Annotated in this window: 22 protein-coding genes; all 22 read right to left on the bottom strand. The window is 57.7% G+C overall.

Going from position 1 to position 25516, the window contains the following annotated elements; all coding sequences use genetic code 11:
• Window positions 1–124 precede the first annotated feature (124 nt).
• Window positions 125–520 carry a flagellar protein gene (locus AC6ROY_RS08180; protein ID WP_500099880.1) on the bottom strand — a complete coding sequence of 132 codons (396 nt, stop codon included), beginning with the start codon at window positions 518–520 and terminating at the stop codon, window positions 125–127.
• Between the two features lie 406 nt (window positions 521–926).
• Entirely contained in the window at window positions 927–3287 is a 2361-nt protein-coding gene (locus AC6ROY_RS08175) for a helix-turn-helix domain-containing protein (protein ID WP_500099725.1), read from the bottom strand.
• 28 nt (window positions 3288–3315) lie between these two features.
• Window positions 3316–6606, bottom strand: a complete 3291-nt coding sequence (locus AC6ROY_RS08170; RefSeq protein WP_500099724.1) for a glycosyl hydrolase — start codon at window positions 6604–6606, stop codon at window positions 3316–3318.
• 75 nt (window positions 6607–6681) lie between these two features.
• On the bottom strand, window positions 6682–7701 hold the full coding sequence (locus tag AC6ROY_RS08165) for a sialidase family protein (RefSeq protein ID WP_500099723.1): 1020 nt from the start codon (window positions 7699–7701) through the stop codon (window positions 6682–6684).
• Window positions 7702–7823: 122 nt separating this feature from the next.
• Window positions 7824–8714 (bottom strand): nucleoside hydrolase, encoded by an 891-nt coding sequence (locus AC6ROY_RS08160; RefSeq protein ID WP_500099722.1) that lies wholly within the window; start codon window positions 8712–8714, stop codon window positions 7824–7826.
• An 82-nt stretch (window positions 8715–8796) separates the two neighbouring features.
• On the bottom strand, window positions 8797–10440 hold the full coding sequence (locus AC6ROY_RS08155) for an extracellular solute-binding protein (RefSeq protein WP_500099721.1): 1644 nt from the start codon (window positions 10438–10440) through the stop codon (window positions 8797–8799).
• A 117-nt stretch (window positions 10441–10557) separates the two neighbouring features.
• Window positions 10558–11442 (bottom strand): carbohydrate ABC transporter permease, encoded by an 885-nt coding sequence (locus AC6ROY_RS08150; RefSeq protein WP_500099720.1) that lies wholly within the window; start codon window positions 11440–11442, stop codon window positions 10558–10560.
• Window positions 11443–11458: 16 nt separating this feature from the next.
• The gene (locus AC6ROY_RS08145) at window positions 11459–12457 is read right to left on the bottom strand and encodes an ABC transporter permease (RefSeq protein ID WP_500099719.1); all 999 of its coding nucleotides are present in this window, start codon (window positions 12455–12457) and stop codon (window positions 11459–11461) included.
• Window positions 12458–12805: 348 nt separating this feature from the next.
• Window positions 12806–14131 (bottom strand): sensor histidine kinase, encoded by a 1326-nt coding sequence (locus AC6ROY_RS08140; protein ID WP_500099718.1) that lies wholly within the window; start codon window positions 14129–14131, stop codon window positions 12806–12808.
• Between the two features lie 3 nt (window positions 14132–14134).
• Window positions 14135–14812: a response regulator transcription factor gene (locus AC6ROY_RS08135; protein WP_500099717.1), complete on the bottom strand. Its 678-nt coding sequence runs from the start codon at window positions 14810–14812 to the stop codon at window positions 14135–14137.
• Entirely contained in the window at window positions 14703–15368 is a 666-nt protein-coding gene (locus AC6ROY_RS08130; RefSeq protein WP_500099716.1) for a ferric reductase-like transmembrane domain-containing protein, read from the bottom strand. Before AC6ROY_RS08130 ends, AC6ROY_RS08135 begins: the two co-directional genes overlap by 110 nt.
• Before the next feature lie 28 nt (window positions 15369–15396).
• Window positions 15397–16389 (bottom strand): FAD:protein FMN transferase, encoded by a 993-nt coding sequence (locus tag AC6ROY_RS08125; protein ID WP_500099715.1) that lies wholly within the window; start codon window positions 16387–16389, stop codon window positions 15397–15399.
• Window positions 16386–16784: a hypothetical protein gene (locus AC6ROY_RS08120; protein WP_500099714.1), complete on the bottom strand. Its 399-nt coding sequence runs from the start codon at window positions 16782–16784 to the stop codon at window positions 16386–16388. The genes AC6ROY_RS08125 and AC6ROY_RS08120 overlap by 4 nt, the downstream gene beginning before the upstream one ends.
• A gap of 191 nt (window positions 16785–16975) precedes the next feature.
• A complete protein-coding gene (locus AC6ROY_RS08115; protein ID WP_500099879.1) occupies window positions 16976–17833 on the bottom strand; it encodes a purine-nucleoside phosphorylase in 858 nt (285 codons plus the stop codon).
• Window positions 17834–17887: 54 nt separating this feature from the next.
• The gene (locus tag AC6ROY_RS08110; RefSeq protein ID WP_500099713.1) at window positions 17888–18715 is read right to left on the bottom strand and encodes a purine-nucleoside phosphorylase; all 828 of its coding nucleotides are present in this window, start codon (window positions 18713–18715) and stop codon (window positions 17888–17890) included.
• A 35-nt stretch (window positions 18716–18750) separates the two neighbouring features.
• Window positions 18751–19950 (bottom strand): phosphopentomutase, encoded by a 1200-nt coding sequence (gene deoB / locus AC6ROY_RS08105; protein WP_500099712.1) that lies wholly within the window; start codon window positions 19948–19950, stop codon window positions 18751–18753.
• Between the two features lie 174 nt (window positions 19951–20124).
• Window positions 20125–21024 carry a site-specific tyrosine recombinase XerD gene (xerD, locus tag AC6ROY_RS08100; RefSeq protein WP_500099711.1) on the bottom strand — a complete coding sequence of 300 codons (900 nt, stop codon included), beginning with the start codon at window positions 21022–21024 and terminating at the stop codon, window positions 20125–20127.
• Window positions 21025–21148: 124 nt separating this feature from the next.
• Window positions 21149–21391, bottom strand: coding sequence for a DUF4227 family protein (locus AC6ROY_RS08095; RefSeq protein ID WP_500099710.1), 243 nt, complete (start codon window positions 21389–21391; stop codon window positions 21149–21151).
• A gap of 186 nt (window positions 21392–21577) precedes the next feature.
• Window positions 21578–22702, bottom strand: a complete 1125-nt coding sequence (ald, locus tag AC6ROY_RS08090) for an alanine dehydrogenase (protein ID WP_500099709.1) — start codon at window positions 22700–22702, stop codon at window positions 21578–21580.
• A 124-nt stretch (window positions 22703–22826) separates the two neighbouring features.
• Entirely contained in the window at window positions 22827–23276 is a 450-nt protein-coding gene (fur, locus tag AC6ROY_RS08085; protein WP_500099708.1) for a ferric iron uptake transcriptional regulator, read from the bottom strand.
• A 118-nt stretch (window positions 23277–23394) separates the two neighbouring features.
• Window positions 23395–24042, bottom strand: coding sequence for a stage II sporulation protein M (spoIIM, locus tag AC6ROY_RS08080; RefSeq protein ID WP_500099707.1), 648 nt, complete (start codon window positions 24040–24042; stop codon window positions 23395–23397).
• Window positions 24043–24327: 285 nt separating this feature from the next.
• Window positions 24328–25515: an endonuclease Q family protein gene (locus AC6ROY_RS08075; protein WP_500099706.1), complete on the bottom strand. Its 1188-nt coding sequence runs from the start codon at window positions 25513–25515 to the stop codon at window positions 24328–24330.
• Between the last annotated feature and the right edge of the window lies 1 nt (window position 25516).

The following is a 25516-nucleotide window of genomic DNA, read 5'->3' as shown; positions in this document are numbered from 1 at the left end:
TCACGCCTGAACAAGCGCGTCCGAAAGCGGCTTTGCGAAGCAGGCTCATGCTCTATGCCTTCATGCTCTATGCCTTCATGCTCTATGCCTTCATGCTCTACGCCTTCATGCCTATGCCGGCCGATCATGACTTGCGCGTATGGAGAAAGCCTATGCCGCGATTCGCCTGCGCCTTCTCCTCCTTGTCCCGCAGGTCGCGAATATCGGCTGAAATTCGGGTGCTGCAGCTGACGCAAAGCTGATGCCGGCGAATCGGACCGCCGCAGCTGTTGCACGGGTAAGTCAATCCGGTATAAAACGTTACAGGTAATTTATTTTCCTTGATAAACGTGTAAATGTCACGGAGCGCAACACCGGTCGCCTCGCTCAGCTCGGCCGTCGTTGCCTTCGGCGCCTTCTTCAAATAGCTGGCACACCTGTCGTAGCCGCCGTCCCGTAATTGCTGGCAATCCTGACATAAATTTCGCAAATTTTTCTGAAATACTTTACCGCACGAAGGGCAATTGGCAACTCGAAGCATCGTCACGGCTGACCACACCTTTCCCGGGAGGACCCATTCCTCCGGCCTATGTCTATACTCGGAATAGTTCGATATACCTAAAGTATAGCATGACTGGATCGCCGCCGATACGGTTATTTTTCACAACAGGCCGCAGGAATAATCTTGCCCGGGCAACGCATACTAGGACTGGCTGCCCACCGGGCGCGACATCAAACTGCCGAGGAGGTGTCCTTCATGGCTGACAAGCAGCAAGGCCACGGTCAACAAAATACGACAACCCGTACTACGGATAAAGGCGCGAACAAAAACAAGTCCGGCAAGTAAGCAAACGAGACAAGCCGTCTCGAATGCGAAGCAGCAGAACGAACCGTTTGGCGCGGCAAGGGGCTTGCCGTCCGAACGGTTCGTTCTGCTGTGGTACCGCTCACTCCTGCCTGTGCAACGTCCGGTATTCATTCGGAGCTATGCCCTCGACCTTCTTGAATACGCGCAGGAAGGTCGTCCGGCTCGGAATGCCGATTTGCACCGCGATCTCATTCACCTTCCAATCGGTCTGCACCAGCAGCTCCTTCGCCTTGCTGATCCGCACCTCGTTGATATAATCGGTTAAATATTCACCGGTTTTTTCCTTAAATACCCGGGATACGTATTTCACCGACACGCCGATGCCGTCCGCAATTTGCTCCAGACCGAGATCCTCTTTATAATGCTCCTGGATGTATTTCTCGATCAAGGAAACGAGACTGCCCGACTTTTGCTCCCGCAGCGACCGCGTCGTGTCAATAATATCGGCGAAAAACCGGAGCAGCGCTTCCTCCAGCTCCTTGACGCCCAGAAACGCGCCTCCGCCGGACGACTTGTCATGAAAAGGCAGCTCATGCCCCGGCTGCAGCTGCGCGGCGCTTTGCCCCTTTTCGGCCAGAAATCGCATCCCCGCCAAATGCATATCCTTAAACAGCTGCCGCATCGGCTCATAAGCGACGCCATGCTGCACATTGGCCGCCACAATACTGTGAACCGCTTCACTGGCAGACTGCACATCGCCCAGCTTCAGCGCGTTCAGCAGCCGCTGCTCGTCATGGAGCGAATACCGGTAGCTGTTTTCAATCGCCAGCTGGCGGGAATCCACGATCTGGAATCGCTGATCCTTGTTGCGCTTGCTGACGGCTGTCATCGCTTCATTATAGGAAGCGCCGATTTCATTGACGCTCCGGTAATACGCGCCGATTCCGATGGTTATATCGTAATACAAGCGAATATCGTATTCGAACACGTTTAACATCCGCTGAAAGGCCGGGTGCAGCCGCTCCGTATCCTGCGGGCCGTCCGCGTCAATGAGGCATACAAACAGATGCTGCCTATGCTCCAGCACATAGCTGGGCGCTTGGCTGCCGAGGGCATTCCAGACGATTTTTTTGATGCCATTTTTAATAAGAATACGTTCGGTATCCTGAATATCCTGATAGAAGGCTTCCTTGAAGTCAAACAGCACCGTACAGCAAATAAAACCGCTCCGCGTAAAACCAAAGTCCGTATGCAGCGTTTCGCGCAAAATTTCCTCTTGGTTGATCGTATGGCCCTTGAGCAAAAACAGCAGCGAATATTCGACATATTCACTTGTCTGCTTGTCATACTTCACCTTATATTGCTGCTCGCTTTCGGCGATGCGGCGAATGCCCTGCTGAATCAGCTCAAATTCATTGGCCGCGCGTCCGCTCCCCGGCTCTCCGATGGCCGACACCGTTCGCTGGGCGACGATATCCCGAATATTGCGAATCGGATTATAAATGCGGAGGCTGAACACAAAGGAAAACAGAACGCCCATCACCAGCAGCACGATACAGAGCAGCAGCGTCATTTGCAAAATGCCGCCCGTGTAATGATTAAACTCGGCCAGCGGAGTGAAGGAGTAATAGTCCCAGCCGTACAGCTCCGACTTGACATGTGCGACCGTATACCGCTTGCCGTCCAGCTTGAGCTCCCGGAAGCCGTCCCCGTCCGCAAACGCCGTCTCCAGACCGGCAGTCACATCCGCCGTTTGCAGAAAGCCGCCTCCGTCGTACAGCACCTCGCGGTTCGCGTCCATCACGAGAAATCCGGTCGAGCCAAACACCGCGCCGCCCTGCAGCGTCCGCTCAATCGTCTGCGTGGCGATGTTGACGACCATGACCGCGTTGTAGTTATTGATCCGGTTCACGATGACGATCGGCACAACTCGCTTCACTTCGCCCTTTTCCTGCGTCACCTGCGTGGCGGGCAGCAGCTCCAGGCTTTGATCCGAGCTTTGCTTGCGCTTCCAATACGACGCATCATACTTCTCATACTTGTACAAGTGGTTAAAAAATGAATCAAAATAATTGACGCCTCCGCCGACATACACATCCTGGTTGTCGATGTACAGAAAGGTAGCGTCCGCAAATTTGCTGATAATATTTTCGTTGCGCTGCACGATGCGCGGCAGCCGCCACAGTTCGGCCCGGACCTCCAGACTTTGCAGCTCCTTGGGCATCAGCAGCCGCTGCACGGTTTCATCGTACAGCACATTCACGCCCGTCTCCTGGGCCGTCTTGATGTACGAATCGACCGTTTGCACCGACGAATTCAGATTGGTCGAGATGCGCTGGTTAAATTCATGCTTCATCAGCTTGACGGAATACAAGTATTGGGAGACGCCGATAATAACGATCGGAATTAGCAAGGAGAGGAAATAGCCGCAAATCGTCAGGAACAGTCGATTTTGTTTGCCTCTGAGCTGGCCAAGCCACATTTTCCCTGAAAGCTTCATTCCTCTCCCCGCCCCTTTATCTGTGATGTTAGGTTTCTTGATGCTTCGATCGGATCACCTTCAGCTGGCCCATCAGCCCATATGGCTGAACCGTGTAGCCCGGCGTAAAAGCAGCGCCCTCCGTGCGGAAGGAGCTCCAATCCGTCGTCTCCGTCCAGCCGCACGCCTCATGAAACGGACCAAACATATTGCGCGGACTGCCCATCACTTCGACGTCAAGCTTGTTGACACCTGCTTGCAAATACGAAGTCAGGTCGATGCCGTCCGCCGACTTCCACGGCACATGTCCGGCTGTCCGGCCATTTACGCGTACCTCCACCGTCACCGCCTTATAGTCGCCGAGCAGCAGCAGCGCGCGCTCCCCCTCCTCCGGCGAGTGGTGGTAATCGGCGTGGTACACGATGCTGCCGCTATAGTGAAAATAGCCCTGCAGCGTCCAATCGCCAACCCGCAGCGTCTGCGGCTCGGTGACGATGCTTCGCTGCGCGCTGACGCCGAATTCACCGATCAGGTAGCAGTCCTCCAGCTCCATTGCCTGCCGGTAGGAGCAGCTCAGCTCCAGCTCATTGTCGCCCTGCCGCAAGCCGGGCAACGGCACGCAGTCAAAGGAGCGATCCATAAACCAGCCGTCCGGGCTGCTGTCCGCCGGCTCGCCGTTCAGGCGGAGCTGAAATTGCCGCGCCCCTTCAATGACTAGCCGTACGACGCCTTGCGGAATATCGGTCACATGGAAGCCAAGCCGGAGCGCAACAGGCGTTCCGTCGTTCGGATGCGCTTCGCCGGTCCATTTGTAGCGCTGCTCCAGCCCGTTATAAAATACTTGCCGCATGCCAAGCCGATCCCGGATCTGGCGCTGGGCTACCCACATTTGCTGCGGCTCTGACCACAGCTCCTCAGCCATCCGGTAGCGGACTGTATCCAGCGTCAGCACATTCGGCATCGTCCGGGTAAAACGAAACTCCGGCCCGAATGCGGCATACAGCCTGTCAGCAGCTAACGCCGACGGCGGCGACAGCAGCAATGAAGGCGGCCATGGCTGGCCGGCCAACGAACTGGCGACTTTCGCAGCGCCAGCGGCCTCGATGGCTCCACTGGGCTTGACGGCTCCAGTCGCCGCGGCAGAAGCCGCCTCCTGCTGCTCAGCCGCTGCACCGCCTGCTGCCGGAGCAGCGGAAACCGTCCCCTCGCTCGCCTGCTCGTGCTCCTCGATGATCACGTACAGCTTAGAATCCGTCGGTCCGAACCGCTCGCAGAAGCGGGTTCGCCCGCCCTCCGTGACGGACGGCACAGCCCGGACGCCGCCGGTCAGCGCATCCCATTCCTCGACCCGGCCTGTCGCCAGCGTGTCGATCCAGGCTTCAACCGTCTGCTGTCGGTCGTTGTTGACGACAAACAGCACATGCCCGGCGTCCGTGCGCCGCAGCATGTACAGCAGCTCCGGAGCCTCCGCCGCATAGCGGCTGCGCAGGCTCACCGCACGCGGCTGCAGCAGCTCCAGCGCAGCGACCAGCTCGCCTGCCCCGTCCACGAGCGTGACGCCGGGATGCTCATACAGCCGGGCCGTTTCCGCTGCATCGGGACGGCCTTCAAGCATCGACGCGCCGGGCGTCATCGCCACCGCCGTTCCGCCCTTGTCCAGAAAGGCCAGCAGCAGCTCCAGCGTGCTGCGCAGCATCGTGCGGATCGGCGGAATGATCACCGTCCGGTAGCCCGCGAGCTGCACGAACAGCTTGCCTGTCTGTTCGTCTACACGTCCCGCCTCGGCCATAATCGTCTCATCGCCGAGGTCGAAATCATAATGCGCGCCGAGCAACACGCGCAGCAGCCCGTTAAACTCATCGCCGTACCGGTCAATGCCCGGTATGTCGCGGTCCAACCCGCGCCGCACGCTGCCGTACGGATTCGTTCCGAGCATCGACCAGGCGGTGGACGCCGGGTGCAGCACCAGGATGTCACGGATGACGTCGCCTTCCGCCAGCACGGCCCCAAGCCGGGCATAGTAATCCTCCACGACCCGGTTATATTTCCACCACGGTGTCTGGTAATGAAACACAGGCGGATAGTCCCGCTTGCGGCAGCCTTTCAAGGAATACAAGGCCAGATGCTGCGACCTGAGATTGACGCCCAGCACATATTGCCAGTCGCCGATCCACTTCTGTCCCTCAAACGTAAACTCCCACCCTGTGCAGCCGTACGTCTCGGTCAGAACAAACTTGCGGCCGTATTGGCGGGCGACGCTGGTACATTGCTTCACCGTCATATGCTCGTCCGTCTGCTCGCAAAGCATATCTATGCCCGGCACATGCTGGTACCGATAATGCGGCATCACCGCTCCGCCCACCCGCGTCGCGACGCCAAGCGCGCTTTCCCACAGGTAGTGGCCGGTGAACGCCAGCTTGTTGTCCTCGCACCAGTCGGAGAGCTGCTTGGTAAACGCCTCGCAAAACTTTTCGGCGACCGTCCGCCAATAATCATGACGCGCCATCGGCGACTTTTCCCCGTTAAAGTACAAGTAAGGCAGCATATCCAGAATATCATATCCGCGCGCGCCCGCGAAGTAGGCCGGAAACGCGTACGTCCACGGCACCCAGCCGCGTCCTGCCGTATATTGGCTGTTGCGGTCATGCACGCCCGGCTCATCGGTAAACACGCCTTTGATCGTACGCCCGAACTGGTTGCCGACCTCCGCCTTGTACACCTCATAGGTCGCGTCGATAAAGGCGCGCACCGTCGCCGGGTTCATGCTGTCCGGCGGCGCCTCGCCGTTAAACCATTCGCTCGGCGCAGACACCTCGACGCGGAACAGCAGCAGCACCTCTTCGCCGTCCGCGTCCCAGGCTGCGTCTGCTGCCTGTTCCCCGCCTGACAGCCGCTCGCAGCGCAGCAGCTCCATCCCGTGAATCGCCGCCCGAAACACCGCCACGATTCGCGGATCATCCAGCTCAGCCGCATTCCCGCCAGGCACGACCTCAATGGTCAGCCCCTTGGAGCGAAACTCATCGCCCTGTGCAGGCACGGTTCCTCCGGCCGAGCCGGAGGGCCAGCGGTCCTCATCGTACAGCCAGGCGTGCAGACCAAGCTCCTCCGCCTTCGCGACCGACGTTTTCACCGCCTCCATCCAGTCTTTGCCCAAATAAGGCGTTTCCAGACCGTCGCGCGAATGCATGAAAAAACCGCCCATGCCTTGCTCCTGCATTTCCTCGATCTGGCGGACCAATTCCTCCGCGTGCAGCTCGTCGTTCCATGCCCAGAAGGGCACGGACCGGAAAGCTGTCGGCGGCTGCTCAAACTGCTTTCTCAACCGGGATAATCCGCTCACCGGACAACCTCCTTCTTTCTGATGCCGAGCCGATCGTCTGCCCCTTCACCTCCTGCTTGCAGGGCGCGTCACGGTTCATTCCACTTCCAGACTCCAGCACACGATGCGCTCCCGCTTCCACGTATAGGTCACGTAAATCCGCTTCCCGTCGGCGATTACCGCCGGATACGAATATTCGCCCGGCTCAATCGGAATCGTATACGAGCGGTATTCCGCCTCCAGCACCACGAGTTCCTCCCAGAAATCGCCGTTGTCCCGCGAAATGCTGAGCAGCAGCGGCATGCGCGGTCCCCGGTACATGCCAACCGGGTTGTAAGCCAGCACCAGCGTGCCGTCATCCATTCGCGCCAAATCAATGCCGCTGTTATTATTCGGCAAATACGTCCGGTACGCCGGCGACCATGTCCGGCCCGAATCCGTCGAATCGCTGCGGTAAATAAAGCCGCCTGTGCTGCGCATCAGCATATGCACGTTCCCAGGCTCCGACTCCCAGACCGTCGGCTGGATCAGCCCTTTGCCGCGCACCAGCTGCATCGCTTGATCCGCATCGGACTGTCCGTGATTGACCGGCACCAGCGCGCTCGGGGTCCAGGTTGCCCCCTGATCCTCGGAAATATCGACGAAGCAGTCCCACACGTCCCCTTCAATCGAGGCGGGCGCAAGCCACGTGCCGTCCTGCAGCTCGATCAGCTTGTTTTTGACCGGTCCGCGTCCCCCGCGGTCGCCCGGCACCAGCTCCTCAGGCTCGCTCCACGTCGCCCCGTCATCGTTCGATACCGTCACACGCGTATACCAGACGGGGATCGGCGTGCCGACCTTATAATGCAGCACGATTTGTCCATTAGGCTTGCGGAACAGCACCGGATTCCAGTGGACGAGTCCTTCCTCGTCAGCGACGCAATACGGCGCGGACCACACGCCGTTTGTTCGCTTCGAGCACCAGATACCGACGTCCGGGTTGCCTTCCTTGGAGCCAGCGAAGTAGGCAACCAGCAAGTCGCCGCCCGGCAGCGCGATCACGGTGGATGCATGACAGTTGTGAAAAGGACGTTCGTCCTCAAATAAAAATTGTCTCGACTTTTCCGTTAGCTTCAATGTGCTCGCTCTCCCGGTCAAAGCCGATCCGGCGGGCCAACACGCCCGAATTGCGCGCCTGCCTGCGGCCGGACCGGCTCTGTAGTTAGATTTGATTTGAAAAAAGGGACTTAAAACTAAAATCAGTGCTTCTGACGACGCGCAAACCGCGCCAGCTTTGCAAACAAATCCTCCAATATAAACCGCGCGTCAATCGTCTCGTAGACCTTCACGGTCCGGCGGCTGCCGGTGTGCGTGTAGTGCATGCCGGGGCCGATCACAGGCGCGGCCCGCCACTCATACCGGCCGCATTCCGGGTACATCATCAGCCCAATGGCCGGAGAGTCGCCAAGCGAGCGGTATTCAATCGCCGGATGCTTCGCTGCATTGTAATCGAACAGCTGCTGGGCCAAATACCGCCCCAGCTCGCCATGCGGAGCCACCTTCTCCAGCAGCTCCGCGTGGCTGACCGGCATTTGCCGGTACGTGTTGTAAGGCACCTGCCACAGCTCGATGCCGGATCGCAGGACGACGTTTGCCGCATGAATGTCATTCGCGAGGTTATACTCCGGGCCGCCTGACGGCCACGTATAACCGCCGATCCAGATCGCACGCAGCGGACTGTCCGCGATGGACGGCTCCAGCAGCAGCGCCGACGCCAGATCGGTCAGCGGGCCGCAGAAGGCTGCAAATAACGGACGCGGATCATGCCTCAGCGCTTCCTCAATCAGCAGCCGCGCGCCAGGCGAGTCAACAGGCGTCGCTTCGTCGGGCAGCGCGTGGGCCGCCCCGTTTTCCGCGCGAATCGCGCCCTGCAAGTCTGTCAGCTGCAGCAGCAGCTCAATTTCCTCCCGGCTTTCCTCCATACTGCGCGAAGACTTCCGGTCGCCGAAGTGGGCCGCTATAAGGCCGCGCACATCGAAGGTCGGCGTCAGCAGCGCATGAACAATCGCATACTGATCATCAGCCTCCGCCTTCGCATCCGTACTGAGGATGACGCGCGTCTGTTTCTCAGCTGGAACCGGAAGCTGCATCGGCTCGTTCCCCCGTTTCGTGAATGTTCGCTACAAAGGACATCCCCTTGCGTATCGGCAACTGCAGGCGTTTTTGCATCGCTTATTTTTTAGCGATCCGCGCCATCGCGCCGTTATAAATTTTTTCCAGCTCGGCGCCGCCGTTGTCACGCGCTTTTTGCATCACGGCGTCGTATTCGTCAATCTTTTTCACGCCCATAATAAATTTATCGTACTCCTGCTCCAGCATCGTCGTCAGCGGCGCCAAAATTTCCTTCACGCGCACAGCTTCCTCTTTCGTCAGCGGCGGATCGAGATAAGGATCGTGGTACGCTTTGTCATCGGCAATCGTCTTCCAGAAAGCGTCATGCAGCGGCGTCCAGTTGTTCGTCAGCTTCTCCACCTGCACCTGCGGGTCCATGTTGGCGAACCAAGGGGTGAAGCTGAGCTTGCCGGAGCCCAGATCGGAATACATCGCATAAAACGGCGTCGGCTTGCCTTCCTTAAATTGCGCCACATAATCCGGCTTCAGCTTCGGCTGGCCCTTCTCATCCAACGTATGGTTGACGCCTTCAACCCCGTAATTCATCAGGTTGGACGCCTTTTCCGTGTACATCCAGTCAATCAGCTTGACCAGCGTTTCCGGGTCCTTCGCCTTGGAGCTGATCGCGAAGATACGGTCCGATGTGATCGTCGTCGCATAAAATTCCGCCCGCGCCTTGCCGGATTTGTTGGCCGGAATCGGCAGCAGCTCGAACTTGCCTTCCGGTACCGCCTTCTGCAGCAGCTTCGTGTAGTCAAGGGCAAAGCCGCTATTGTCATAGAAGAACAATGATTTGCCGCTCGTCAGCTTCTCAGTCCATTGCTGCTGGGTGGCCACCGCGTAATCTTTGTCCAGCACGCCGCTGGCGAACGCTTTGTTCAGGAAGGTCAGCACTTCCTTAAACTGCGGCGAAGCCGGTCCGAAGACATATTGGCCGCCGTTTACATCCTTATCGTAATAAATGCCGTTACCGGCGCCGACACCTGAGCCGAGCGGATACGCCAACGTTTTAAACAGCTGGTGGATCGGGCCGCTGCCCTTGCGTACGGAAAACGGAATCGAATCCGGGTACAGCTTTTTCAGCTCCGTCAGCACCGCCAGCAGCTCGTCAAACGTTTTTGGCGTCGGCAAGTTATGCTTTTGCAGCAGGTCGGTCCGCATAATCGGGCCAAAGCCGTTTTTCAGCTCGTTGCGCCCGATCGCCGGGAAGCCGTACAGCTGGCCGTCCGCCGTCAGCTTGGCGAGGTCCGGGTATTGCTCCCAGAATTTTTTGAAGTTGGGCATCAGCCCCTTCTCCATATAAGGAAGCAGCGACAGGAAGACGCCGGTCGAGCCGAAGTTGTTCACATCCGACATATCAATTTGAATAATATCCGGTAAATTATTGGTCGCGAGCAATGTTTTTTTCTTATCGGCATAGTTGGAGTTCGGCACATTTTCAAACTTCAGCTTAATGTTCGTCTGGTTGAATATTTCCTGCTGCACCGGCGCCATATTTTTGACCGGCTGGTTCGGATGCTCGGGGAACATCACCTTCACCTCGCGCTCCTTCGCGGAGAGCTTGGAGCCCGCTTCGGCCGACTTTTCTCCGGCAGCGCCGGACGGAGCCGGCTCCGGCGCGCCGCCGGAGCAAGCCGCCAAGCCTGATGCAACCATCACCGTGCACAACGATAACGACATCCCTTTTACCCACGTTTTGTTCATGTAGATCCTCCCTTTTATCGTATACGATCCAATCTTGCCGTCTTGCGGGGAAGGCATCCCCCCTTTCATGGCGTCAACGCTGCGGCCTGTTCGGCGCGCTGAATCGTCCGTTTGCCGTTACCCCTTCAGCGCACCGATCATGGCGCCTTTGACGAAATACTTTTGCAGGAACGGGTACACGATCAGAATCGGCAGCACCGTAATAATAATGACCGCAAATTTATAATTGGTCGCGACCACCTTGAAGTTCGAAGCCGCACTGCCGATATCGGCGGTCTGGTCCGCGAACTCCCCGGCGATCACGATGTTGCGCAGCAGCACCTGCACCGGATATTTATCGCTGTCATTCAAATAAATCAAGGCCGGGAAGAAGCTGTTCCAGTGATGCACCGCGTAAAACAGCACCATCGTCGCCATGACCGGCAGCGACAGCGGCAAAATGATTTTAAACAGCACCTGCAGCTCATTCGCCCCGTCCAAATACGCCGACTCCTGCAGCGCAATCGGGATGCCCTCGAAATACGTCTTCATAATAATCATGTTAAACGTGCTGATCGCCGTCGGCAGCAGCAGCGCCCACATCGTGTCGATGAGGCCGAGATTTTGCACAACCAGGTAAAGCGGAATCAACCCGCCGCTGATAAACATCGTAAGCGCTACCATGAAGATGAAAACGCCCCGTCCATAAAAGTCCTTGCGTGACAGCGGAAACGCGCATAACGCCGTCATGACGACGTTAATCGTCGTGCCGACTGCCGTATACAGCAGCGTGTTGCCATAAGCCTGCCAAATATCCGGGTTGCCCAGCACGATCTTGTACGCCTCAAACGTCATCTCTCGCGGAATCCAGCTGATCAGCCCGCGGGTCACCAGACTGCCGTCGCTGATCGACACAATGAAAATATAATAGATCGGATACACCGTCGCGAAAATGAGCAGCAGCAGCAGGATCATGTTGAAATTGTCAAAAATCCTTGAGCCAAGTGAAGTATGCTTCCTCATCGCAGCCTCCTGTTCGTCACCATAGTCCGGTTTGACTGATTTTTTTAGAAAGACGGTTGGCCGATACGAGCAGGATCAGACCGACGACCGCTTGAAACAGCTCGACGGCTGTCGCATAGCTGAAGTCACTACCGAGCAGCCCCCTCCGGTATACGTAAGTGGAGATTACGTCTGCTGTTTCATAGGTTGAACCGTTGTACAGCAAAATAACCTTTTCATAGCCGATGTTCATCAGCCGCCCGATATTCAGGATCAGCATGATCGAAATCGTCGGGGCAATGCCCGGCAGCGTGACGTGCAGCAGCTGCTTCCAGCGGTTGGCGCCGTCAATTTTCGCCGCATCGTATTGCTCCTCATCAACCGAGGTCAGCGCCGCCAAATAAATGATCGAGCCCCAGCCGATGCTTTGCCAGATGCCGGAGGAGATAAAAATCGTCCGGAACCATTCCGGCTGCATCAGAAATTGAACCGGTTCGCCTCCGAACCAGACCACAATCTGATTCACGAGTCCGTCAGTAGTCAGGAAGTTGACAAGCATCCCGCAGACGACGACGGTCGAAATAAAATGCGGCAAGTAGCTGACGCTTTGCGTAATTTTTTTCAGCCGCGGGCTTCTTAATTCATTAAGCAGCAGGGCCAAAATAATCGGCGCCGGAAATGCAAACAAAAGTTCGTACCCATTAATAAGCAGCGTATTGCGGACAAGCTTCCAGAAATACGGATCGACAATAAATTTGTTGAAATGCGTCAAGCCCGTCCAGGGACTGCCTGTCACCCCTTTGACGATGTTGTAATCCTTGAACGCAATGATGATTCCGTACATCGGCCAGTAATGAAACAAAAGATAGTAGCAAAACGGCAGGAAAAAAATGAAGTACAGATACCGGCTTTTTTTCACTTTTCGCAGGAATGAATGGCTTTTGGTTCCAGACAGCCGAACCGCCTGCTGCGCATTGGTTGTTTGAATAATAATCCCCCCCCGGATGTAGTCATGCGATTCGTCAGTGATTCGCAACCGCTTTCATGCCCTTATTATAGGGATGTCTTTTCCCGCTTGAAAAGCCCCGATCCCGGCCATTGTGATTCAAATTTCGCACCTCAAGCGCGATGATTCAAATTTCGCAGCCGATTCATTTATCGCACAATACGGGGAAAACGTTGATCTGGCGCGGTTTTTCGGCGCTAAGCCGACGATGGCGCGACTGGTGCGCCGGGACCAGGGCTGAAGGGAAAGCGAGCGCAACGAAGGCGCAGCGAGCGAGGCTTGAGTGCGGAATGAGCGCGGAGGGCATAGCAAACAGACCGCGCCCCGGCATGCTGCTGTGGGAACACGGTCTGCGGAATGGCTGTTCTTTCACTGTACTTAGAAATGTCGGGGAATAAACACGATAAACCGGCTCCCTCGGCCCAGCTCGCTTTCAGCCCTGAGAGAGCCCTTGTGCGCCTGGGCGATCCACATGGCAATGGACAGTCCCAATCCGTTCCCTCCCTCTTGACGGGAACGCGCCTTATCGCTTCGATAGAAGCGCTCGAAAATATGCGGCAGCTGGTCTGCGGCAATCCCTATTCCGCTATCGTCCACCGCAAGCTCCGCGCCCTTCTCCGTTACGGCGACTTCAAGCCTTATGCGTCCGCCCTCCGGCGTGTACTTGATGGCATTGTCCAGTAAAATCACCAGCAGCTGCCGCATGCGATCGCGATCCAGCGAAATATCGTTGCTTACCGAATGCTCGGCGGCCTGAAATTGCAGCTCTATCTGCATCCGCTCGGCTAAAGGACGCATGTTCTCCAGCGCTTTGGAGGCCAGCGCCACCACATCGGCCGGCTCGCGGTCGAGCTCCGCCGCATTCGAATCGCTTCGGGCCAGCGTAAGGAGCGATTCGGTCAGCCGGATCATGCGGTGCACCTCCTCGCCCATGTTGCTCAGCACCTTCTGATGAAAGGGCGGCAGCGCCTCCCGCTCCTCGGAAATAATCTCCATCGACGACTGCAGCACGCTTAACGGGGTGCGCAGCTCATGCGAGGCATCCGCCGTAAAGTCCTGCTGCCGCTGAAATGCCCGCGCAATCGGAATCATGGCCCGACCCGCCAAAAAATACCCGATACCGCTGGCAACCAGCAGCAAGCCAACCGACAGCAGCAGCAGCGTCAGCCTCATCTGGCTGATTAGCTTCTCATCGGATGTAATATCCACGATAGCCAGCAGCGTATCCCCATTGTCGGCCCACGGAAAAGTTTTCAGTGCGTACGACTTTTCGTCCTTGGTTACGACGAAGCGCTTGGACCCCGCATCCGTCACCTGACTCGTCGTACGCTTCAGCCAATCGTTCCAGAACGACCTCGTCTGCTCGTCAGACGTGGACCCGAAAACCGGCTCCCCATTTTTACGGACCAGAAACAGCAGCTGATTCGGCTGCACGAAGTCCAGGTCGAAGCGCATCTCTGCGCCTCGCCTGGCTCCATCCGAGTCCAGTGACGATTCAAAGCCGGGCCTGTGTTCGAACGCATCCTTCTTGCGGCGCTGGGCCGCATCCAGCGACTTCATATATAATCCGTCGAGCACGACGTTCTCATTGCGCTGCAGCGTCTGGGACAGCACAATATAGAACAGCCCGGTCAGCAGCAGCAAAATGAGCGCAAGCATCAGGCTGAAAAACACCGTCAAGCTGCGCCGCGTTTTTTCAAACATCGCTTATTCCTCCAACGAAAGCCGGTATCCGAGTCCGCGTACACTGTGAATAATTTTGTTCGGGTAAGGATCGTCGATTTTTTTTCGCAGCAGCCTGACGGTGGCGTCCACGGCATTGGGGGTGACTTCTGCATCAAGCCCCCATACCTTGTCCATCAGCTGCTCACGGGAGATGACCTGACCGCTGTGCTGCAGCAGAAACGCCAGCAGCTGAAACTCGCGTCGCGTCAGCGTGACCGGTCCTCCGCTGCGCGCCACTTCATGCGTGGTACGGTTCAGCAGCAGCGTATCGCTTAGCCTTAATTCATCGCCGGTCCATTCCGGCGGGCGTCTGCTGAGCGCATGAATGCGCGCATCCAGCTCTTCAAAGGCGAAGGGCTTGATCAAGTAATCGTCAGCCCCTGCCCGCAAGCCCGCCACCCGGTCGGGCACCGCATCCCTGGCCGTCAGCATGAGCACCGGTGTCAGGTCTCCGCGCTCCCGCAGCTCCAGGCACAGATCGAGGCCGCTTTTGCCGGGAACCATCCAGTCCAGAATATATAAGTCGTAACCGCCGCGGCGCATGTAGGCCTCAGCCGTTTCCCCGTCCTGTACCCAGTCCACGCTGTGGAACAGCCGATCCAGCTTGTAATGCACCAGCATCCCCAGTTTTTCGTCGTCCTCGACCAGCAGAATGTGCATGCCTTGCTTGTCCTCCCGTCTGCCTCACCGCCATATAAATCCGAATTACAGTCAATACCACTATAATAGCACAACTAATCGCATAAAAGGCTTGAATCCCTGAATAATGGCTGTCCGAGCCTGATCCTATACCATGAAGCATTGCCGCCACAAACACCGGATAAGCCAGCAGATGGATATAACGCCATAAACGCGCCGGCATATACGGCTTGAAATCAGTCGTAATAAGAATGAGCGCCAATCCGTAGAGAGCCAGCGTTCCGAGGCCGGTCCAGAACGGCTCCTTCTGCGCGGCAAACGGCACCAGCAGCTGCTTCCAGTCGAACGGCATGTAGGTGTCGATCATCAGTAAAAGGCCGTGCAGAAGTCCGACCAGAAGCCCTCCGTTTGTCATCCATGCATGCCAGCGGTATATACGCGCCTTCTGGGCCCCTTTGAACAAAGGCATACTGTAAAGTAAACCGAGAGCTACGCCAACGAATAAGCAGGTGTAGGAAACAAAGCCGCCGATCCGGATCATCCACCACGTCGGCAGGTTTAACAGTAATGTCGTCATTTATAAAGCCTCCTCTTGTCGCCATCCATTATTGTACGATCCGATCCGGACGGAGACCGGCCCATTGCCTGATCTGCGGCTGATCCGAGCCGAAGAAATGCGTCTGTCCGTCATGTGTGACGAGCAGCGCCTGATAGGCATCGGAAGCTCGTCGTCTCCACCAGTCAAGCCCTTGCTTCGTTCCCAGAATGCAGAGCGTCTTGGCATAAATTTCGCTGGCGACCGCCGAAGGACCGGCGACCGTACATTGCAGCGTATCACTCTCGGCTGGCTGTCGGGTACGAGGGTCAATGAGATGGTGACCTGCCCCGGCGGCTGTGCGCCACCGGCGACCCAGCACGCTTGAAGTAGCCGCGGCACCCGACGATAGCCGGAGCTCTGCCAGCAAGCCCCCGGCCTGGCGCGGATCATCCACCTCCACGGTCCATGGGCTGTCCGGCGTGCCGCCCCAGCACGACAGATCGCCCCCGGCATTGATCAAGCCAGCGGATATGCCGCTGCCCTTCAACCAACCGGCCAGCCGATCTACCGCCCAGCCTTTGACGATGCCGCCAAGATCCAGACGCGCTTCTGCCGGAAGGCGCACGACGCCCATAGAGGGATCGAGCGTCCAGCGTGAAAACGCCTGTACCTGTACCTGCGCCTGCGCCGGTTGCTTCATCCGAACTTCATTCGCAGTCTGCGCCGTGTTCAGCCGTTCAAAGCTGACGTTGTATCCTGCCCGCTCCAGCGCAGGCAGGATGAAGGGCTCAAACACGCCTTCTGTCTCGGTACGATAGTGGTCAACCAGCAGCAGTACCTCCAGCATCGTCCTGGAAACAAAGAAGGGTTGGCCGGCGGACCCGTTAAGCCGGGAAAGCTCGCTGTCCTCGCGGAATCGGCTGAAGGTCTGCTCCGCGAAGGAAAACCAGTCTGCCGCCTCCGCTGCGCCGCCGTCCGCTGCCTCCAGAATCGCTTCGACCTCGGTATTCATCGCCTGGAAGCGTTCGATGAGATAGGATTCGCGCGCCATGCTCATCATGACTGTCTGGTCCGCGTGCTTGGCTTGGACGGCGAGCTTGCCTGCGGCGCGGTCGCTTGTGGCGCCGACGGAGCCAGGCTGCCCTCATTTCGGGTGCCGGCGCCTCCCTCTTGTCCGCCGCTGATCCGGCCTTGTCCGCGCCCTCCCGCCCGGCTTCGCTGCTCCCCGCGAGTCTCTGACGTTCTTTGGCGGAACTGCTGGTATTCCTGCTGTACCGGGTCCTGTGTCGGTGTAGCTGCCGCTTGGCTTTGTCCGGCATCCTTGGCCAGCGCTTTGCTATGTGCAAGGGCAAAGACATCATTCGACTGTAGGTTATTCAAAGCCAGTCCGACGGTTAAGGTGCAGCCTGCGCCGAGCCCCCATTTCATAAGCTTGGATTTCATAAGTGGTTTCATACCTATTTTCCTTTCTCACAAGCGTACTTGTTGATGAGATGAGCTCATTATAGCGTTCAACTATGAAATCAGCATGAAACTCACATGGCTCTCAGACCGGAAATTTCAACAAAAAAAGACTACTTCCTCCCGATTTTTCAATCGAACGAAAGTAGTCGTCGTGTCTATATCCAATTTATGCTGCCGCTGCTTTATCCCTGTACCTCAACCTGCGCCACAAATCGCTTAACCAGCTCGATAAACACAGGCTTCGTGCGGTTCGCCACCGCTACCACCTGCTCATGCGTCAACGGCTCCAGCTCCTCGCCAATCGCCATATCGGTGATGCAGGACATGCCAAGCACCTTCAGCCCGGCATGGCTTGCGGCAATGACTTCCCCGACGGTAGACATGCCGATCGCGTCGCCGCCCAGCTTGGCGAGCATGGTCAGCTCGGCCGGAGGCAAGTAGTTCGGGCCTGTAATGCCCGCATAGACGCCCGCCTGCACGCGCACCGGCTCGCCGCGCTCCTCGCCCATTTGCAGCGCAATCGACTTCGCCAGCTCGCGGTAGCTGCGTGTGTACGCCTGCGACATATCCGGGAAACGGACGCCCAGCTCCGGATGGTGCAGACCGATCAGCGGGTTGTCGCCGGTCATATTGAGATGATCCTCGATCAGCATCAGGTCGCCGGCCGCAAAGTCCGGATTCATACCGCCGGCGGCGTTGGTAATGATCAGCGACTGCACGCCGAGCTGCTTCATGACATAGATCGGGAACACGACTTTTTTCATCGAATAGCCTTCATAATAATGAAACCGGCCCTGCATCACAATGACCGACTTGCCTTCCAGCTCGCCGATGACAAATTGCCCGGCATGTCCCTCCACGGTGGACACCGGAAAATGCGGCACCCGGTCGTAGGGGATCGTCACCGGATGCTCTACCTGGTACGCCAGATCGCCGAGTCCCGAACCCAATACGAGACCGAGCTGCAGCGGACGCCGACCGATCTGGTCGCTGATCCACTGCGCCGCCTCCTGGATATGCTGAACGTAATTATGCTCCATGCTCATGTTTATCGTTCCCTTCGTAGTCGAATTGTCGATATCGCCGAGCGGAAATCACATAGCCGGAATAATGCCTACAATCAGCTTCAAGAAGGTTTGCTTCACGCGATCCGTTGTTTCAATGACTTCTTCGTGCGACAACGGCTGATCGAGAATCCCTGCCGCCATATTGCTGATGCAGGAGAAGCCCAGCACTTCGATGCCTGCGTGACGCGCCACCAGCACCTCGGAAACGGTGGACATGCCGACTGCATCACCGCCAAGCGCACGAATCATCCGAATTTCCGCCGGTGTTTCGTAGGAAGGTCCGAGCAGCCCCAGATAAACGCCCTCTTGCAGCTTCAAGCCCTGCTCCGCCGCAACACGGTGCGCGACTTCACGAAGGCGGCGGCTGTACGCCTCCGACATATCCGGGAAGCGGACGCCCAGCTCGCCAAAGTTCGGTCCGATCAACGGGTTGCGGAAGGTGAAGTTGATATGATCGCGGATCACCATCAGATCGCCCGGCTCATAGCCGGTGTTAACGCCGCCTGCTGCATTGGTGACAAGCAGCTTCTCGACGCCCAACTCCTTCATCACCCGAACCGGGAACGAAACAACGTCGACCCCATAGCCTTCATACATATGAAAACGGCCCTTCATCAACAGCACGTGGCGGCCGCCGACGGTGCCAAGCAGCAATTCGCCGGCATGTCCTTCCACCGTGGACACCGGGAAGTTCGGAATCTCTTCATAAGGAATTGTAACCGCATTTTCGACCAGCTCAGCCAAAATGCCGAGCCCTGAGCCAAGTATAAGTGCAATTTCCGGCTTCACCGGGTATTTTCCGCGGATAAATTCCGCTGCCTGCTTAATGTCCTGCAATAATGTACCTTGCTCCATTTTGTCTCGTCTCCCTTCCAACTTTAACGCCTACGTTAGGCTTGTATTTTGTCTGTGTCCGCATGCAGCTCGGCCAGGAAGCTTGTTCCATTCCCCGTGGACGGCACGCCAAAATTGTCCGCAATCGTCGCGCCAATATCGGCGAACGTATTGCGGATGCCGAGCGCGCCCGGCTCGCGCAGCGACGGACTGTAAGCCAGCAGCGGCACATATTCCCGCGTATGGTCAGTGCCCGCATGAATCGGATCATTGCCGTGATCCGCGGTCAAAATAAGCAGATCATCTTCGCCGATCTGCTCCATCAGCCGGGGCAGCCACGCGTCAAATTCATTCAGCGCCCCTGCGTAGCCCTCCGGATCGCGGCGATGGCCGTACAAGGAGTCGAAATCGACGAGGTTGGTAAACAGCAGTCCGTGAAACGGCTGCTTCAACGCCGCCACGGTCCGCTCGATCCCGTCCAGGTTGCTTTTTGTCGGCGTGCTGACGGTTACGCCTTCGCCGGAATAAATATCGCCGATTTTACCGATAGCGATACAATCCAGCCCCGCCTCCTTGAGCCGGTTCATGACCGTAGCCTCCGGCGGCTTCACCGCATAATCATGCCGGTTCGGCGTCCGCTTGAACGCTCCCGGTTGTCCTATGTACGGACGGGCGATAACCCGCCCTACCGCATACGGGTCCTCCAGCGTCAGCCGCCGGGCAATCTCGCAGGCCCGGTACAGCTCGTCCAGCGGGATGATTTCCTCGTGCGCGGCAAGCTGAAACACGCTGTCCGCCGACGTATATACAATCCAGGCTCCGGTGCGCATCTGTTCCTCGCCCAGCTCATCCAAAATCTCGGTGCCGGAGGCCGGCTTGTTGCCGATCACCTTGCGGCCCGTCTCCTGCTCGAAGCGCTCGATCAGCTCCGGGGGAAACCCGTCCGGAAAGACGTTAAATGGAATTTCGACTTTAAGACCCATAATTTCCCAATGACCTGTCATCGTATCTTTGCCTACCGAGACTTCGGCCATTTTCCCGAAGCTGCCCTGCGGCTTGCCCGCAGGCCCGATGCCTTGCAGCGGCGCAATATTGCCAAGTCCAAGCTGCTGCAGATGGGGCAGCTTGAGCGCGGGAACCCGCTCGGCAATATGGCCCAGCGTGTGAGCGCCCGTATCGCCGAAGCGCGGCGCGTCCGGAAGCTCGCCGATGCCGACGCTATCCAGCACGATTACACAAATTCGTTGGAATGTCACAAGCAGAACCTCCTAGCTTCTTGTCAAGCCTACGGCTATTATCGCAAAACCACCGCGCTTTTGCAAAGCGCGCAACAGACAAATTCAGGAAATCGCTAACAAAAATGAAAACCTGGCTCCGCCCTAACCGACAAGAAACCCGTTCCTCGGACACCGGGAACGGGCATTGACGGATCAAGATTTCATCCGGGCGCGCGGGTGCGCCTGGTCATACACGTCTTTCATCTTGCTGCGGTTCAGCTGCATATAAATCTGAGTGGACGAAATGTCCGCATGGCCGAGCATTTCCTGCACCGAGCGCAAATCAGCGCCGTTCTCGATCAGATGCGCGGCGAACGAATGCCGCATCGTATGCGGCGTAATTTCCTGCTCAATGCCCGACTCGCGGGCGTAGCGCTTCATAATTTTCCAGAAGCCCTGACGCGTCATTCGGCTGCCGATATGGCTGACGAACAACGCGGACTCCTCCTTGTCCTGCTTCAACAGGCGCGGCCGGACCGACTCCAGATACGTCTGGACGAAGCCGGATGCGATCTGACCGAGCGGCACAATTCGCTCCTTGCCTTTGCTGGAGCAGCGTATAAAGCCCATCTCGGGATTTACGCTGTCCGCATCCAGCGAGATCAGCTCCGATACGCGAATACCTGTGGCGTACAGCAGCTCCAGCATAACCTTGTCGCGAAACCCGTGAGGGGACGCGATCTCCGGCGCTTCCAGCAGCCTGCCGACCTCCTGTACGGTCAGCACCTGCGGCACCCGTTTCTCCAGCTTGGGAATCTCCATATGTATCGACGGATCTTGCTCGATCCGCCGCATGCGAACCATAAATTGGTAGAAGCCGCGAATCGAAATAACGGTGCGAGTCAAGGTCGCCGTGGCCCGGCCCTTCTGCTTGAGGATCAGCAAGTAACCGGCAATGCTTGTTTTGCCTGTTTCGCCCCAGGACCCGATGCCTGACCTCTCCAGATAGTCCAGATACTGCAGCAGGTCGCGCTCGTACGAATCAAGCGTGTTGGCCGCCAGCCCGCGCTCCTCCGACAAAAATGTAACAAAAGCTTGCAAGTCCTCTCTCATTGAACGGAATCCCCTTTGTGTGCTGACAAAAGCGGTCCTTGTCTTAATTCCACACGCAACCGGCGATTCCTGCCAGCGAACACTGAAATTCGGGAATAATCTCAAAAAATCGGGCTTGCCAGCCTCACTCGCCGATCCAGTAAAATAGCCGCAGCCGGTCCCCCATTCCATGCGGATTGGCTACGACGGCCGATTCATGCTGAAATACTTTCACGGCCCGGCCATTCGGCTCCTTGTACCGCTCGACCGGCTCCACCAGCGAAGCCAGTACGATCAGCAGATGGTACAAGGCAAATGTACACACCATAAACAGCAGGGCAAACCGGAGACGCGCCAGCCATCTTCCGGTACGGATATGAATAATCATCACAAGCCAGCTCCTTCCGGTACGGACCTGCAGTGCGGCGGGCAATCCGTTTTGCGGCAGCCCCTTGCAGCCATCCATCCCTGAACAGCGAAGCGGCAGCCCGTGACTTCGCCGCCACTCCGCTTCTATTAAGTAGCTTATGACCTGTCCCGGCCAACTATGACGGCAGGTTGTCTGTCCGGTTGATCAGCTGATCGGCAGCAGCGAGTCGAGTCCCATATAAGGCAGACCCAGCGCCTCGGCTACAGCGGCATGGGTCACCTGTCCCTGGTACGTATTGACGCCCAGCTTGAGCGGCCCATTGCCATACAGCGCCCGCGTCACGCCCTTGCCCGCCAGCTCCAGCGCATACGAGATCGTCACGTTGGTCAGCGCCAGCGTCGAGGTGCGCGGCACGGCCCCCGGCATGTTGGCGACCGCATAATGGATGACGCCATGCTTCTCATAGGTCGGCTCGCTATGCGTCGTGACCCGGTCGACCGTTTCAATCGAGCCGCCCTGATCAACCGCCACATCGACAATGACCGCGCCAGGCTTCATCGACTTGACCATTTCCTCCGTCACCAGCTTGGGCGCCTTCGCGCCGGGGATCAGCACAGCGCCGATCAGCAGATCGGCCTTCTGCACCGCATTGGCAATATTATACGGATTCGACATCAGCGTGCGCAGCCGTCCGTGGAATACATCGTCAAGGTAACGAAGCCGCTCGGCGTTCCGCTCGATGACGACAACATTGGCGCCCATACCCAGCGCGATTTTGGCCGCGTTCGTGCCGACAATGCCGCCGCCGAGAATAATGACGTCCGCGGGGGGAACCCCCGGCACACCGCCGAGCAAAATACCGCGCCCCCCATAAAACTGCTCCAGAAACTGGGCCCCGACCTGTACGGACATTCGTCCGGCTACCTCGCTCATCGGCGTGAGCAGCGGCAGTCCGCCGCCGGGAAGCTGAATCGTCTCGTAAGCAATCGAGGTCATGCGGCTGCGGACGAGCGCCTCGGCCAGCAGCGGCTCGGCGGCGAGATGCAGATAGGTGAATAACGTCAGCCCTTCGCGAAAATACCCGTATTCGGCGGCGAGCGGCTCCTTCACCTTCATAATCAGCTCCGCCCTGGCCCATACGTCCGCTGCATCCGCTGCCAGCTGCGCGCCTTCCTTGGCGTAGTCTTCATCGAGAAAGCCGCTGCCTGCTCCGGCCCCGGCTTCGACCAGCACCTCGTGACCGGCTGCGGTGAGCATCGCTGTGCCGCCCGGGGTCAAGGCAATCCGGTTTTCGTTATTTTTAATTTCCTTCGGAATTCCGATGATCATCTGTCATTCGCCTCCCGCTTACATCCTATGCTTGCATTTAGGTTTTGCCGAATCGCCCGAATTCATGAAAGGCAATGCAAAAAACCTCCTACTCGCCGCTGGGCAAAGCCGAAGGTTTCCTCATTTACGTTTTGTTTTTCTCGCGGCAGCGGTGGCAGATGCCCTGGAAGTCGAGACGGTGATCGAGCACATGGAAGCCGTATTCCCGTTCCAGCCGTTCCTCCAGCTCGCCAAGCCAGTCATCCATAATCTCATCCACAGCGCCGCACTGAACGCAGATCAGATGATGATGGTGATGATGGCTGTTGTCATTGCGAAGATCGTAACGGGCAACGCCGTCTCCGAAATTCATTTTCTCTACAACATGCAGCTCACTGAGCAGCTCCAGCGTTCGGTACACCGTAGCCAGACCGATCTCAGGCGCTTTGTCCTTCACCAGCATGAAGACATCCTCGGCACTCAGATGGTCTTCTTCATTCTCCAACAACACCCGAACGGTTGCTTCACGTTGGGGTGTAAGCTTATAGCCCTGCGATTGCAGTTGTTGTTTGATTTTCTCAATGCGAGATTCCATGCTCCTCCCCCTATACGGCTGCCATCAATCCGCTTAGGCTGCCTCTTTACGGCGCGGATTCGCGAAAGTAACGTCATGCTACCATTATAGGAGAGAAAATGGAAGAAAGTCAAACCTTTTACGCGGCCCCCAGCGCGACCAGCATCGGCGTTACCCACTTCATCATCGCCGGGGAGATATGCGCCTCAAACAGCGATACGCCGACAAGCAATACGCCGGAAGCAAGCGTCACCCCGGAGAAACGCATCAGCGGCTCGAACAGCTCGCCTTTTTTACTGAACAGCCGGTTTTTCACCAGATGCAGCGTAAACGCCACCGCCGTTACACTACAGACGATCACGACGGGAATTACGACCAAATTTTGCGGCACGATGGACACAAGCGCAAACAGTAACCCTTTCCAGGACAACGTCCCGGCCATATAGCCCACCGAAAATCCGATCAGCACGCCCTTGAGAAAATCGAGAATCAGAATGAGCGGCAGGCCGATCACCGACATGCCCAGCAGCCAAATCAGCAGCACCCATTTCATATGAAGAGCCAGCGTCTCGCGAAAGGAAGCCGACGTATCGCCGCTCAGCTGCCCCTGATCCACGATGGAGAAAAAGTTGCTCAAGTACCGGGTAAGCTCCTGCTTCTGCTCCAGCGACAACGCGCCGACCATCACAGCCCCGAACACCACGCCCGTCACAAAGATCACGCCGATAAAAATATACAGCGACACATGCTCCTTCCAGTACTGCTCCAGCGATCGGTTATGCCCCATGCGGTCAAGCCTCCCTTGTCCGGTTAGTACAACCTATGCGGACAAGCAAGCATTTAGACCGGGAGGTAAATTGGCGTGCATGGGAAACGAGGAGCGGAAGTTCTGCTTGCTGTATGGCTTGCTGTTTGCAACTTGACCTTTCCTGCTTAGCCCGTGCTGTTTGCTGCTGCTTAGCCCGTGCTGCTTGGCATCCGGCTGCGCACTCATCCAAGCGACAGATTGGCGCGCAGCCGGATGCCAAGCCTCCAGGCAAGCAAGCTGCCTGGCCTATGCGCGTCCCGTCCGTCAGCCGCGGCGGCCGACCTTGCCGTACTTCCCCCCGCCGCCAGTTTGCAGCTCCAGCGTGCCTTGGCGGGCTTCCAGCACATAGCGGGCAATCGGCTCGCCCGCCGCCTCAGCCAGCTCGGCAAAGCTGGCGCGATGCAGCAAATTCATCTCGGTGCCGAAGCGCTGCAGCAGCTTGTCCAGCAGCTTGGGCCCGAGTCCGGGGATAAACTCAAGCGGCACCTGGTACACATACGGCGGCCGGCTCGCCGGCACGACCGGATGCTCGCGGCCTGCAATCGACCGGATTCGATCCATCACGCCGCGCACAAGCTTACTGCCGCCGCAATACAGACAGCGCTCGACAACGGAAGCGTCCTGCTCGCTGGCGATGGACTCGCAGGTCGCGCAATACGTGCGATGGTATTTGCCCAATCGGGGATTCAGCCCGTAATTGGCCAGCACCTGCCGGCCCTCTTCCCCGGCCAGCGCCCGGCGGAACTCGGCGAAGTTCGGCTCCGCCAGCTGCAGCTTGTTGTATTCACGGCCGATCTTGGGCAGCGAATGAGCGTCCGAGTTCGTCAGAAACGTGTAGCTGTCAAGCTCCGGAATCAGCCCCGCCATCTCCGAGTCGGCGCTTAGGCCAAGCTCCACAGCAGCAATTCCGGCAGGATCAAGCAGCTCGGACATCCGGTCGCAGCAGCTGCCGTAGACGCTTTTATGCGGGGTGAAAATATGCGCAGGAATGAGCAGACCTCCCCGTCCGATGACCTCCTGCTGCAGCTCCCGGGCGGGCACGTACAGCCGCTGCGAGCTGAGTTGCACGTTTTTCATATGCAGCCGCAGCCAATCCGTGAACGCCAGCATATCGCTGAGCGCGGGAAAATACGCCAGCAGGTGCGCAGGGCGCAGCCCCGGATCACGCACCTCCAGCTCGCATCCGAGCAGCACCGTCGTCTGGCCGTAGCGGATGCCGCCGCCCGCCAGCTCCTCCATCTCGCCCGTGTCGAGAAAATGCAGCATGTCGCGCTGCACGCCCGGCGAATGGCAGTCAATAATGCCGACCATATCCATGCCCTTGCGCTCGGAGGCTTCCCTGGCGATTTGATAAAAGGTCAAATTATTGGCCGCGCTGATTTTGACCGATTCTCCCGCCTCGGTGCGCCCGATATGAATATGCAGGTCGGCGTAATAAGCGTGCAGGCTCATG

This window comes from Paenibacillus sp. sg306046, from assembly GCF_059821225.1.
Note: the sequence above shows the minus strand (reverse complement) of the source record. Positions and strands in the feature narration are given on the sequence as shown.